The 13,245-nt window shown below is 52.2% G+C and carries 13 protein-coding genes; 5 read left to right on the forward strand and 8 right to left on the reverse strand.

Annotated features, from left to right (window positions below; all coding sequences use genetic code 11):
• The 6 genes from LZ24_RS01250 to purE are packed head-to-tail and all read right to left on the reverse strand — an operon-like array spanning nt 1 to nt 4,915.
• The gene (locus tag LZ24_RS01250) at nt 1-690 is read right to left on the reverse strand and encodes a 2-oxoacid:acceptor oxidoreductase family protein (protein ID WP_222427485.1); all 690 of its coding nucleotides are present in this window, start codon (nt 688-690) and stop codon (nt 1-3) included.
• Entirely contained in the window at nt 687-1,541 is an 855-nt protein-coding gene (locus LZ24_RS01255) for a thiamine pyrophosphate-dependent enzyme (RefSeq protein WP_144681494.1), read from the reverse strand. The genes LZ24_RS01250 and LZ24_RS01255 overlap by 4 nt, the downstream gene beginning before the upstream one ends.
• Nucleotides 1,538-2,680, reverse strand: coding sequence for a transketolase C-terminal domain-containing protein (locus LZ24_RS01260; protein WP_144681496.1), 1,143 nt, complete (start codon nt 2,678-2,680; stop codon nt 1,538-1,540). Before LZ24_RS01260 ends, LZ24_RS01255 begins: the two co-directional genes overlap by 4 nt.
• Nucleotides 2,677-3,261 carry a carbon monoxide dehydrogenase beta subunit family protein gene (locus LZ24_RS01265; RefSeq protein ID WP_144681498.1) on the reverse strand — a complete coding sequence of 195 codons (585 nt, stop codon included), beginning with the start codon at nt 3,259-3,261 and terminating at the stop codon, nt 2,677-2,679. The genes LZ24_RS01260 and LZ24_RS01265 overlap by 4 nt, the downstream gene beginning before the upstream one ends.
• Nucleotides 3,258-4,403, reverse strand: a complete 1,146-nt coding sequence (locus LZ24_RS01270) for a 5-(carboxyamino)imidazole ribonucleotide synthase (protein ID WP_144681500.1) — start codon at nt 4,401-4,403, stop codon at nt 3,258-3,260. Before LZ24_RS01270 ends, LZ24_RS01265 begins: the two co-directional genes overlap by 4 nt.
• The gene (purE, locus tag LZ24_RS01275; protein WP_144681502.1) at nt 4,400-4,915 is read right to left on the reverse strand and encodes a 5-(carboxyamino)imidazole ribonucleotide mutase; all 516 of its coding nucleotides are present in this window, start codon (nt 4,913-4,915) and stop codon (nt 4,400-4,402) included. Before purE ends, LZ24_RS01270 begins: the two co-directional genes overlap by 4 nt.
• Before the next feature lie 214 nt (nt 4,916-5,129).
• Here purE and LZ24_RS01280 point away from each other — a divergent pair, with 214 nt between their 5' ends.
• Entirely contained in the window at nt 5,130-6,068 is a 939-nt protein-coding gene (locus tag LZ24_RS01280) for a LysR family transcriptional regulator (RefSeq protein ID WP_144681504.1), read from the forward strand.
• Between the two features lie 341 nt (nt 6,069-6,409).
• On the opposite strand, the gene LZ24_RS01285 is transcribed toward LZ24_RS01280, so the two are convergent.
• Nucleotides 6,410-7,675, reverse strand: coding sequence for an OmpP1/FadL family transporter (locus tag LZ24_RS01285; protein WP_144681506.1), 1,266 nt, complete (start codon nt 7,673-7,675; stop codon nt 6,410-6,412).
• A 574-nt stretch (nt 7,676-8,249) separates the two neighbouring features.
• Between LZ24_RS01285 and LZ24_RS17480 the strand changes: the two genes are divergently transcribed.
• The gene (locus LZ24_RS17480; protein ID WP_222427486.1) at nt 8,250-8,438 is read left to right on the forward strand and encodes a hypothetical protein; all 189 of its coding nucleotides are present in this window, start codon (nt 8,250-8,252) and stop codon (nt 8,436-8,438) included.
• Here the strand turns inward: LZ24_RS17480 and LZ24_RS01290 are convergent.
• Nucleotides 8,378-10,630 (reverse strand): acetyl-CoA hydrolase/transferase C-terminal domain-containing protein, encoded by a 2,253-nt coding sequence (locus LZ24_RS01290; protein ID WP_144681508.1) that lies wholly within the window; start codon nt 10,628-10,630, stop codon nt 8,378-8,380. The two genes, LZ24_RS17480 and LZ24_RS01290, sit on opposite strands and share 61 nt — an antisense overlap.
• Nucleotides 10,631-10,833: 203 nt before the next feature.
• Between LZ24_RS01290 and LZ24_RS01295 the strand changes: the two genes are divergently transcribed.
• Genes LZ24_RS01295 through LZ24_RS01305 form a run of 3 tightly spaced genes read left to right on the forward strand, consistent with a single transcriptional unit; the run spans nt 10,834 to nt 13,239 of the window.
• On the forward strand, nt 10,834-12,330 hold the full coding sequence (locus LZ24_RS01295; RefSeq protein ID WP_144681510.1) for a PAS domain-containing sensor histidine kinase: 1,497 nt from the start codon (nt 10,834-10,836) through the stop codon (nt 12,328-12,330).
• Entirely contained in the window at nt 12,306-12,953 is a 648-nt protein-coding gene (locus tag LZ24_RS01300; protein WP_144681512.1) for a response regulator transcription factor, read from the forward strand. Before LZ24_RS01295 ends, LZ24_RS01300 begins: the two co-directional genes overlap by 25 nt.
• A 13-nt stretch (nt 12,954-12,966) precedes the next feature.
• Nucleotides 12,967-13,239: an antitoxin gene (locus tag LZ24_RS01305; RefSeq protein WP_144681514.1), complete on the forward strand. Its 273-nt coding sequence runs from the start codon at nt 12,967-12,969 to the stop codon at nt 13,237-13,239.
• Nucleotides 13,240-13,245: the final 6 nt, after the last annotated feature.

The following is a 13,245-nucleotide window of genomic DNA, read 5'->3' on the forward strand; positions in this document are numbered from 1 at the left end:
TCACTCACCTCCCTTTGTTCCCGGCAGAGGGAACTCCGTCAAAGCGGCCCCGGCAGCAGCAATCAGCTCCATGTTTTTCTCTATCATCTGGCTGACCTTGGCAAACTTACCCGTGACAGCATCATCCAGCGCAGCCGTTGTTCCCGAAGCGACAAATTTTCCGCCACCAAAACGTTCCACCATGGATTCCTTCAGGGCTTCCATGGAGGTGAGTTTCCGCATGGCATACAGACCACCGAGCATGGCAATGTTGGTGGAAAGCTCGGAGCCGGCGACTTTCGTAGCAATATCTGTTGCCGGGACGTAGTAGACTTTTGCCTTCAGATCTGCCAGATGGCGCAGGTCTTCATCACTCACAAGGGGGGCATCCGCATTGATCAGGATGGAACCGCCTTCCTGCAAGCCGTCAAAAAAGGGCATGGTATAACACTTACCCATGGTGATGACGTGGGGATGAAAGATCATGATGATGTTGGGATACAGCACTTCCCCCTTCTCATAAACCTTCTCTGAAGAAATACGCACGTAGCTTTCCGCAGGCGCAAGGCGTTTTTCCGCACCGAAAAAGGGATTGACCGTACTTTCAAGGCCGTCCTTGTTGGCAGCACTTCCAAGAATATGGGCGGCTGTTACTGCGCCCTGCCCACCAAGGCCGGACATCCGGATAAAGGTTTTTTCCATTGCATTCATTTTTTCACCTCAATGCTCTCCAGAAACGCCTGGGCTTCCTGTGAAATGTACTCTTTGCTCTGGTACAGCCCATCCTTCTCCCGCTGCTTGATCAGAGAGACGGTCTCTTTGGGGTTGAATTTGTAGTTTGTGGGACAGGGACTGTAGAGCTGCACATAGGTGGGACCAATCTCCCTTGCCACCAGAATGGCGCGCCTCACAACCTTTGCCAGCTGCTTGGGTTTGGCCGGAGAAGCTGCGGCCACATAGGCGCAGCCGCAGGTATGGGCAATCTCCGGCAAAGAAAGCTTGGGAAACTTTTTCCCCGTAGGCGCCATGTTCAGCACCGCCCCCTGCATGGACATACCGCTTTCCTGGCCGCCGGTGTTGGCATAGGCCTCGTTGTCCAGCATGATGGTGGTGATTTTTTCACGGCGCAGCCAGGACTGCATGACCATATCAAGGCCTATGTCTGCGGTGGCACCGTCTCCGGCAATGACCACCACATCCTTTTCTTTTTCTGGAAAACGAAGTTTCAAGGCCCGCTTCAGACCGGATGCAACGGCATTCTGGTTGCCGAACAGGGAGTGGATATTGTGCAGTGCCACCTGAGGAAAAGCCAGCGCACTGCAACCGGTGGAACCGACAATCACCGTATCTTCCGGCATGGGAAGGGACGCCAGTGTGAGACGCAGGGAAAGGGCCAGACCGCAGCCTGCACACAGGGGATGTTCTTCCAAAAGCTCCTTGTAAGATCCAAGGTCACCGATGCCGTAGTCTTTACCGTAGGGACCATTGTCCACCAGCTCCCGGTATTCCGGCGGCATGATCTCCTCAAATCCGGGAGATATTTTCAGCATTCCGGTTTTCATTGATTGATCCTCCTGATTTCTGCAAGAATAAGCTCCGGTGGCATGGTCATACCGCCAAACACCCTGGGTCCCCGGACAACCTTGCGGGGTTCGTCAATCACACTGCATATTTCCTTGGCAAGCCATCCCACACGGTTGAATTCCGGTACAATGATGCCCTTTGACCGGGATGCCAGGGCACGGATCTCTTCCCCGGGGAAGGGACGGATGCTTTTAATCTTGACCAGACCCACATTGATCCCCTCTTCCCGGGCAGTGGCAATGGCCTCCCGGCTCTGGCTCACCGCCGTACCCGAAGTGACAATGAAGATATCCGCATCCTCATGTTCCACATCAATCAGGCCACCAAGGTAGTGATTGAGGTATTTACGGGAACGTTCCGCAGCCGCATCAATTTCCTGCTGCCAGGAGGCATGGGCGGCATAGCTGATGAAATTACTCTTCATGACAAAGGGATCGCGCATCTGCCGTACCGGTACATTTTCCATATCCATGACCGGAACCGGAGAAGTATAGGGATCATAGGAGGGCAGCTTGCAGTCTTCGGGGAGCATATTCACCTTGTCCCGGGTATGGGTTACGAAAAACCCGTCTGCAAAGACTCCCACAGGAATATGCACGTCCGTTTTTTCTGCCACCATAAAGGCCATGAGAAGCATGTCGTGCAGGTCCTGGGAGTTTTCCGCATGGAGCATCAGGATGCCCGTTTCCAGCAGATAGGCCATCTCAATGGTGTCCGGCTGGATGGTCAGGGGAGAGTTTATACCGCGGGTCATGAAGGCACAGACAATGGGAAGACGGGCACCGGCCCAGGTGGGAAAGACCTCAAAGGCCCGCATGGTTCCGGGACCGCCCGTGGCGGTGAAAACCCGCACCCCGGCCATGGAGGCACCCGCAACCGAAGACATGACGGCAAACTCGTTTTCACCGCGGAAATATTCCTTCACATACCCCTGAGCATAAATATCTCCGACCAGATGCATGCTTTCGGACTGAGGCGTGATGGGGTAGGCAATGGCCATATCCACGTTGGCCCGCTTGATGGCCTCCCTTACCGCCTCGCTGCCGGTGATGTACTCACTGGTACGGGGCGCTTCAAACAACAGATAATCCGGATCAACAATCTTCTGATCTATCATTGGTTCTTGCCACCTTTCAGTTCAATTACAAGTTCACGTAACCGCTGCAGTTCGCAGAGACCGGCATCTCGCAGGGAAATCATGGCTTCCTCATGACCCGCCTCGGCGCATACGGCAATGGTGTAGCAGTCGGTTCCGCCACGGATGATCTTCAGGGCAAGGTTGGCATAGTGACAATGCACACCAATGAACAGGCAGACATCAATTTTGTTGTGCCAGATGGTCAGGTTGGGATGGTTGGGGTTCACCTCGATGGCCGGGTTGATCATCGGGTACTTGGGCCGGTAGTCCGGCATGGGAATCATTTTTGCCCCAACGGCTTCTGCCAGCTCTTTGAGGGCTGTAGCCTTTTCAGCCACGCCGGGTTTCCAGTCCCAGAGGATCAGCGGACCGGGGAAAAAGACCGGATTTCTGGCCTCAATAAGCTTCAGGGCAGCTGCCCGAAGGGCCGTATCCCTGTCCACCGACTCCCCTTCCATGATCGCCTGACCGGGATCTGGAAGCATCACCCCCATTGTTGCGGCCGCAGGGGGCAGATAGCCCTCCGGACCGGGAAGCACTTTGTAGCTTGACTCTCTCATGCACATCCTCCTTCTTTCTGATTCTGATAATGGCCAGTTTCGGCCACGGCAGACACCGCTTCAGATGAAAGCAGTCCTGACAGATCCGACAGAATCTGCTGCAACTGCTTCATGCTGTCGGCGCATACCGTTACGTGGCCGAGCTTGCGGCCTGGTTTACAGGCCTTGCCGTAAAGGTGCAGACAGGTGTTGGGGATTCCAAGTATCCGGGCCTTGTCCGGCACCGTCCCAATGAGGTTCATGGTGGCGGCAACCCCCCTCAGGGCAGTTGAACCCAGCGGCAGTCCCATGATGGCACGCAGATGGTTCTCAAACTGACTGGTTGCCGCTCCCTCCATGGTCCAGTGACCTGAATTATGGACCCTTGGTGCATATTCATTGGCAAGCAGGTGGTCACCTGCCTGAAAAAGTTCCAGAGCCAGCACCCCGACATAATCCAGCCTGTCAAGGAGCCTTCGGGCATAAATCTCCGCCTGTGCCTGCATGGGATCATGGGGCTGACTTACGGCAAGGCGCAGTATGCCATGGTGGTGGGTGTTTTCGGACAGGGGATAAAAGGCCGTTTCCCCGGATACGGCACGTACGGCAATGACGGATATCTCCCGGTCAAAATCCACAAGACTTTCCAGAATGGCGGGCTGCCCCCCCAGACGCTGCCAGGCCCCTGCCAGTTCATCGCTCTGCCGTATAAGGGTCTGGCCCCTGCCGTCATATCCCTGCCGCCTCGCCTTGAGAACGGCAGGCAGACCTGTGGATGCCGCTGCCCGGTGAAGATCCTCCAGGGAATCCACGGGAAAAAAAGTCGCACAGGGTATGCCCAGCTCCGTGAAAAGCGTCTTTTCAAGGACGCGGTCCTGCGCAAGCCTCAAGGCTTCCGCTCCGGGACGGACAGGCAGATGGGGCCCAAGAAACGCCACTGCCTGCACAGGAATATTTTCAAATTCAAAGGCAATGACATCAGAGCTGGCCCCCAGTTCCATGAGAGCCTTTTCATCCCTGTAATCACTGCACACGAAGCGGCCCAGCGGTGCGGCACAGGCCTCCCGGTCCGGGGAAAAAATACTGAATTCACAGCCAAGGGGAATACCGGCCAGCGCCAGCATTCTGGCCAGTTGCCCGCCTCCCAGTATGCCGATTTTCATGACTGGGGCCTTCTTGGATCCGGATGGGCCAGAACGCTTTCCGTCTGACGCAGTCGGTACTCAGCCACTGCCTGACGAATCCGAGGGTGGCTGTTCCCCAGTATGCTGGCGGCCAGCAGCGCGGCATTGATGGCCCCGGCCCGGCCAATGGCAAGGGTAGCAACGGGAATGCCTGCGGGCATCTGCACGATGGAAAGCAGGGAGTCCATGCCATTGAGTGCCTTGGACTGCACGGGAACCCCCAGCACAGGCAGGGCGCACTTTGCAGCGACCATGCCCGGAAGATGGGCTGCGCCACCGGCTCCGGCGATCACAAGCTGAAGCCCCCTTTCCTCTGCGGTTTCGGCATAGTGAAAGAGTTTATCCGGAGTGCGATGGGCCGACACCACTTCCACCTCATGGGGAACCCCCAGTTTTTCAAGGGTTTCCGAAGCATGGCGCATGGTTTCCCAGTCGGAGCGGGAGCCCATGATGATGCCCAGCAAGGGACTTTCAGTTTCGGCTGTTTTCATGGCGTTCGCATATCCTTTCCAAAACGGATCTTTCATCGCTTCATGGCATAAAAATCTATGATGACGGCTGCCGGATGCAGTTCCGACAACCGCCCTGCCTCAGCCAGCATCCACTGGAGTTGATCGGGATACACCTTGCAAGACCGAAAGAAAAGTCGTATTATTTTGATTTATTATTCGAAAAAAGCTGATAATAACCGGGCGGGAGACGGAAATGATAAATTACAAACAGCTGTATTATTTCTGGAATGTTGCAAAATCAGGCGGTGTCATACATGCTGCAAAACGGCTGAACATCACGCCGCAGACCATCAGCCACCAGATTGGCGAGCTGGAAACATCGCTGGGAACCCTTCTCTTCAGGCGGGTAGGTAAACGCATGGAGCTGACCCAGGCCGGGGAAATTGCCCTGTCACGGGCCGATGAAATTTTTCAGATCGGAAATGAAATTGAACTGCTGGTGAAGGATCAGGCCGTCAGTGGAGGATTTGTTTTTCGGGTAGGGGTTGTGGATACGGTTCCAAAGGCCATGGCATACCAGCTGCTCAGTGCCACCCTGAATCTTCCGGAACCCATCCGGCTCATCTGCCACAACGATAAACCGGACCGGCTTTTCGGAGAACTGGCCATCCATCGTCTGGATCTAGTCATTGCCGACCAGAGCCTGCCAAGGGAGCTGGGAGTAAAGGCATACAACCATGAGCTGGGACAATCCGGAGTGACTTTCTGTGCCAGTCCCTCTCTGGCTGCCCGCCTTACAGGAAGCTTTCCCGACTGCCTTCAGAATGCACCCATGCTGATGCCCTCAGAAGGAACTTCCCTGCGGGCTGTCATCAGCCACTGGCTTTCCAAAAATCAGCTCCGGCCCGACATTGTGGCCGAATTTGCCGATACAGGCCTCCTGAAAGCCTTTGGTCATACGGGACTGGGGATTTTTCCCGTTCCTTCCGTCATGGCCGATGAGGTGATGAAACAATACGGTGTTGTTACTATAGGAAATTATGAAGGAGAAATGATAAAATTCTTTGCCATTTCCCACGAGCGTCGCTTAAAACATCCTGCTGTTCTGGCTGTGAGAAACCTTGCCAGAACCAATCTTTTCCAGTCAGGTTTAAAATTTTCCAGCACAAAAAAACAGCCCGGATTTTCCTGATCCGGGGGTTGAAAAAACGTGGTAATCGGAACAATATCTGAAGACGTGTATGGTAAACTGTTTATAAAGTGTGGGCGTAATGAAGAAAGCGTTCAATCCAATTTTTCTGCTCAAACAGCAGGCCTAGACGAAGAATGGTCATCTTTGCGGGCAACAAAAAACCCCTTCACCTGATCCATAGGTTAAGCTCCTTCTATTATGACAGTCCTGTTATTTGCCCCTCATTTTTTTTCATGCTCTTTACAAACAAGCTTCCATCTCTGGACTGATTTTTCATGTCTGTCCAACGGGCCGGAGCTGCCAGGTATAACTGGCAGACTTCCAGCCCGGAGAACCCTTTCCTATCTGAAACGATAATCAAGCCCAAGGGAAAGAATCAGTAGATCTTTCTGGTAAGTGATATCTTTCTGATCCGTCTGATCATCATAAAAGAGTCGATTCGCCCCGAACTGAAAGCCCATTTTTGAGTTAACAGCATAACGGAAGCCGACTGCAGCACCATGGTAACGAAGTTTAGGTTGAAGAGGAAAAAGCTGCTCCATATCATCCCCCGGATGGGAATAGGAGTACCCAGCACTCAACGTCCACTTTTCATTCATAAAATATTCCACACCCATGGCAAACTCATAGCCTTCGGAAAAATTGTCTTCTTTGCCTTCCTGATTGATATCTCTGTTCCAGGCAATGGTAAGATCCGCTGCAAGCTTAAAATCCGGCCTTACCATCCAGGCAAAACCAAAGGCCGTGAGGGCCGAGAGATCCCTTCTGAAGTTTTGATCATCCCCTCCCATCATTTCGGCAAAAACATGCCCCATATCCAATTCGCCGGGTATCAGTGCCGCTCCCCTGAGGGTATTGTACTCAAAATCAAGTTTTGTCTTGAACTCATGCCTGATGGAGAGATTCAGGGATTCGACGGGCCTGTAATTGACACCAATAATGGGTGCAAAACCAGTGGCTTCCGCATCCAGATCCAGAATGCTGCCCTTATCAATCTTAAATGCAAGCATGCCCCGGATGACACGTCCACCTAAGGAAAGGGACAGTTTCTCTCCAATCTGATAGGCTCCACCGATGGTGAGGCCGGGGTACATCTGGGTCATGGAGGTTTTGGCACTACTCAGATTCAATTCCTGCAGACTGGACAAAATCTGATCCTTGACTGGCTGAGGCATAGCTTGATTCTGAAAGACAGCCGGTAGTGCGGTCCCCAGAATGGTACCATTATTATAGTCCAGCGTTCCTCCCCCGCCATGTACGGCAATTCCCCCAAAGGCAGACCAGTTACCGGCGTTTCGGACATAAAAAAAACTGGGGTTATGGGTTGTCAGTGTAGTGGTCTCATACTTACGGCCTCCGTAAAAATGGGTGTAATCCTTGGGCAGGGTCTGGTTATGCATGGCACCATAACTGCCCTCATCCAGCCAGACCGTACCGGCGGGATTGTACACAACGGCATCGGTGGAGTCTGCCGAACCAACCCTTGCCTGCATGCGGATGAACTCCGTACTCAGGTTGGTATTATTGTCCAGCAGGGTAGCAAAAACATTCCCTGCCGTTACAAAGACGATGGTAACCAGAACGGCCATTTTCACAATGGGTTTCACAACGGACCTCCTTATGGAAGACAAAAGATGGATGAAATAAAAAGACCTCCGCTAAACCCCATGGAACAGAGCAATTTTCAGACCGTTATAAGAGCTTTTTTTTTCTTAACACACAAAACGGCGCAACAATAACTAAGACACTATTTCAATGAGATATTTATACATTTTATTGATAAAAAATGCCTGCATCATCTATATCAGCAAGCACTGATTTTGGGCCATAAATGCCACATCCCTACACCTAAGACAGCATAAAGAGCTGGATAATCAGGCTTATTTAACAACAGACACAAATGCCTCACGCCGGACTCTTTATTCCACACATAAACCCATCAGCTTGCTTTAATCCAAAATTACATTTTTTCAACTACCTAAAAAATAACGTACGTCATGTTACGGCGTTTTGTCATAAAGTAACTTGTGCCGGATTCAAACTCATTTCGATCAGTGATGGATAATCGGCTTTTTTTCAAAGCTTTGAATTAAAATAACTAAATTCCAGTTACTCAGAAGCACAAAGCAATCCCGTTTTCAGGCCCTTAAAAACCGGGGCTTTATCTGTATCGAGCAGAAAATGAACTCATTGATAAAAAACAGCCCGGAAGCCATAGACAGGCCTCCGGGCAGTCATAAATCTCCTTTCCAGTCTTTTCACAAGCTGAAGCCCCTTGCACCAGCCAAAGACGCCATTTTTGAATACACCTACCGCACGGTCGCCCTTGCAGTTGCAGGTTTCATGGCCTTTTCCGAAGCCGTTTCCTGACGGCTGACGGCAGCATCAAGGCTTCCGCCGGAAATCAGGGCGTGGGTCACCACGCTGCGCAGAAGCTTTTCCTTGAAATTTGAAGGCTGGTCCAGCCCCATGCGCTGCAAAAAGGGATGGGCCGCCGCAGGCACCGGCCTGAACAACCCCCCAAGAATACCGCCGATGGTAGCCCATTTTTTCCGGGCGATATTCTGCTTGAGCCCACGCAGGGATCTGCCAAGAACCTGTTCCTCCCCTGTAAATTCCGATCCAAAGGGGAAAGGTGCAAAAACAGCCTGATTTTTATATTTTGCCGCAAGGGCGTTGAGACGCTGGGGCGTGTTGTTGCGGAAGGCTTCGGGAATTATGTAATGCTGAGGGATTTTACCCGCATCCTTTGCCTTTTTCAGCAGGCCTTCCTGGAATCTGGAATCCGTCACCGCAAGCACCTTTGAGATGATTTCCCTGTCTGAACGTCCCCGCAGATCGGCAATGCCGTATTCCGTCACCACAATATCCCGCAAATGGCGGGGAATGGTGGTGTGGCCGTAATTAAAGACCACATTGGATACGGTCTGCCCTCCCCTGAACCCCGTGGACCGAAGCATCATGATAAGCCTTGCATCCTTTAGGGCATGGGCCATGGCCACAAAATTGTACTGCCCCCCCACACCGGAAACCACACGACCATCTTCCAAGGCATCGGAACAGACATTGCCCAGAAGGGAAAGCTTCATGCCCGTGTTCACAAAACGGGCATCTTTACGCTGAAGGGCCCGCAGCTTTTCATTGCCGTAAAGCTGGTTGACCACATCCACCCCTGTCATGCTGAAAAGCCTGCGCTCATCCGCATCCATGGTGCGCAGACCTTCATAGAAATCATTGGAACCGATGAAAAAGCCTGCATGGAGCAGCACCCCGTTTTTCAGCCTGCTGCCGCAAAGGGCCCCTGCCAGCTCTTTTCTATAATTTTCATCCCTGAGATCCGCTGCCCAGAGCTTGCCTCCCCTGTCTTGAATCTGAAAATCATCATAGAAAAGACCCTCCTGAAGCAGACCATAATACTGAAGAATATCAAAATCTTCTTTCATCAGCATGGGATAAAAGGGTTTTTCGGCAAGGAGCAAGGCCAGCACCTCCGGCGTCACCTTCTCTTTCAGCATACCTTCATTGACAAAGTGCTGAAGATTTTCATTCTGATACACTTTACGTTTCAGAATACCGGCATTGTAAAGGTACATAAAGGCTTCCACCAGCATTTCCGTGGCACCGTAAAGCCCCTCTTCAAAGGGCTTTCTGCCGCCAATACTGTCCACAAGGTCTCCATAATGGGCCTCTGTTCCGGCATCGGCCAGCAAACTGCGGTACACATCATTTTTTTCATGGCGCAGAATGAGACTGTCGGCAATGGCATCCCCCAGTGCGCCAATGCCAATCTGCAGGGTACCGCCATCTTTTACAAGGCTGCTCACATGCAGACCTATGGCATGATCCGCCACCGCAACGGAAGCCTTGGGCACGGAAAAGAGAGGGGTGTGCATCTCCTCCCCTTCAAGGACAATGTCAAATACATCCGGGGTATTCACGGCATCTCCGTACATGAAGGGAAGATGCCGGTTCACATGGGCCACATGCATCACCCGGCGTCCTGCTGCCCTTGATTTTTCCATATAATCAAGGATATCCTGTCCCAGATCCGAGTTGCAGGAATCGCTGAACACCAGCTGTCCGTTTTCCTCTCCCCTGGCCACAATATGGCAGTACACATTGATGGCATTCACCTCAAGATCCCGCACCACATGGGTATAATTGCTGCTGATGTATTCCTGCTGGGCTGCGGCCACATTCATGTAACTGCCCGCTTTATAGAAAAACTCCCGGACCGTGACATTTTCCGGGAGATTTCCCTTTCTGTAGTCTTTCATGTAATCAAAATCCGGCACCCCATTCCAGATACGGGCCACAATGGGTTCCAGCATGCGCCGTTCCAGCTCACTGGAAGGAGACGGTTTTTCCAGTGCCAGAGCCGTGAGAATGGTCAGTTTCATTTCAGGATCTTTTTTTGCCCGTGCATAAAGGGCATTGGTCACATGGTGGGATTTACCCAGCGCAAGGGGCATTCCCAAAACCACATCCTTGCCCACGGTTTCAATAATGGCATCTACACAGGCTTCCGCATCGGCCATAAAACGGGTCTGCATTGCTGTCATGGGATTTCTCCTTTTTTCACGGTAAAGGGGGATCGGATTGTAAAAAATTCATTTTTTGCATACTATCGTCCCTGTTCGTGGAAAAAAATCAGGCACCCACGGTTTTAGCAACCCATGAAAAACCTTTTTTTGCATAGGTCAAAGACCCATGCTCTGTACCTGTCTGATATCTGTATAAGTACACCAAAAAATGGAGAAACCCCATGAGACCCCTGCACAGGCTCCGTCAGTCAGGCTCTGGATTCCTGAAGGAAAACAGAAAACTGAAACGCCGTATCCAGAGACTGGAAGGCGATGCCGCAGCCCTGCGAAAAGCACAGCAGGCCCTTAAAAAATCCGAAGAAACCTACCGCACCGTATTTGCCAATACGGGAACGGCAACCATGCTCATTGAAAAGGATGCCACCATCGCCATGGTGAATGCGGAATTTGAAAAGCTGTCCGGCTTCAGCCGGCACGAGGTGGAAGGGCGGCAGGTCTGGACGGTCTTTGTGGAAAATGAGGCCGACCGGGAACGCATGAAGCACTACCATCACCTGAGAAGAATCAACCCCGAAGCCGCACCCAGAACCTATGAATGCCGTCTCCGGAACAAAAAAGGCGATCCCCTCATCGCCACCATGACCGTGGCCATGATTCCCGGCACCCAGCAGAGCATTGCATCGGTACTGGACATCACCCAACGCAGAAAAACCGAAGAAGCCCTTAAAATATCCGAGGAAAAATTTGCCAAAGCCTTCCATTCCAGCCCTGTGGCCATGATGATTGCCACCATGGATGAAGGTCTCATACTGGATGTGAACAATACCCTTTTGAAAATGACCGGATATCCGGAAAGCAGCATTGTCAGCGCAAAGATACGGGATATGGCCTTCTGGCCGGACACGGATCTTTTTAAAAGCCTTGCAAGGGAACTGATGAACCATGGCCGATTCCATCAGCGGGAAATGACCTACAGAACCCATGGGGGTGAAATCCGCCACGGCAATCTTTCCGCAGACATTGTGGATTTCAACGGCAAAGCCTGCATGCTGACGGCCATTCTGGACATTACGGAACAAAGGCGGCTGGAAAAGGAAATTTTACGCACGGGCGAAGAAGAACGCAGAAAAATCGGCTATGACCTCCATGATGATCTGGGCCAGCACCTTGTGGGTGTTGAAGCCATGGCAAGCCTGCTGCACAAAAGACTGCTTGGCGCAGAAAGCCCCGGCGCTAACCTTGCCGGAGAAATCACAGAGCTGATCCGATCGGCCACAACCAAAACACGAAACATTGCCAAGGGCCTCTGCCCCGTGAATCTGGATGCAGGGGGTCTGGCTGCCGCCCTTTCCCAGCTTGCGGAACACATTGAAAATGTTTTTCAGGTTCACTGCCGTTTTGAAGCAGACACAGAAACGATGAAAATGGATCACAATACGGCGGTGAATCTTTACCGCATCGCCCAGGAAGCCGTGAGCAATGCCCTGCGCCATGGCCGTGCAGACCAGATTCACCTTGGCCTCCACAACAGAAAACAGGGAATATCCCTTTTTATAAAGGATAATGGACAGGGCCTGCCCCATTCCCTTCCCGATCAGGGCATGGGACTCGGGATCATGACCCACAGGGCCAGACGCATTGGCGCTGACATTGACATCCGTAACCGCAGCCCCCATTCAGGAGCAGAAGTCCTATGCCGCATACCGCACGTATTCTGATCGTGGATGACCACCCCGTATTCCGCAAAGGCCTTGCCCACCTCATCAATGAAGAAAGGGACATGACCGTCTGCGGTGAAGCCGAAGACGTGGATGCCGCACGCACCGCCTTTGAAGAACTGGAACCGGACATGGTCATCATTGACATCACCCTGAAGGACAAAAGCGGTCTGGAGCTCCTTTCTGAAATCCAGAGTCTCAGACCCAAAATTCCCGCCCTCATTGTTTCCATGCACGATGAATCCATGTATGCGGAAAGGGCCTTCAGACTGGGGGCCATGGGCTATATCATGAAAGGGGAGATGAGCGACACCATCATTCAGGCCATACGTCAGGTGCTTTCCGGCAGTATCTATGCCAGCCAGACCATGGTCAGCCGCATGGTGGGACGCTTGAGCCGCAAATCAGACCCCGCAAGTCATCCCGTGGAAAGCCTTTCGGACCGGGAGCTGGAAGTCTTTCAGCTCATGGGAAAGGGTTTTCAGAGAAAGGAGATCGCAGACCTCCTTGGAGTGAGTGCCAAAACCGTGGGAAGCTACAGGGAGCTGATCAAAAAAAAACTCAGTGTAAACACCTCCGGAGAACTGATGCGGGAGGCGGTGGAATGGGTGAGCAGGCGATAATCAGGGGGCGAAAATGAGCAGACTGGATGAAGAAGAGCAGGAAATTATGGATGCATTCAATGCAGGAGAACTCCAGCGGGTATCTGACTTTGAAGAGAAAAAAGAGCTGCATCAGCGATATGCGGAAGGAATGTTCAAAAAAGATGCCCGAATCAACATAAGGCTTTCCTCCAAAGACCTAAGGGGGCTGCAAAAAAAAGCTCTTGCGGAAGGCATTCCTTATCAGACACTGGTGGCCAGCATCCTGCATAAATATGTGGAAGGACGCCTGCATGAAGACCGATGACCGTTT

Source organism: Desulfobotulus alkaliphilus, assembly GCF_007830435.1.
In the GTDB taxonomy this organism is placed as follows: Bacteria; Desulfobacterota; Desulfobacteria; order Desulfobacterales; family ASO4-4; genus Desulfobotulus; species Desulfobotulus alkaliphilus.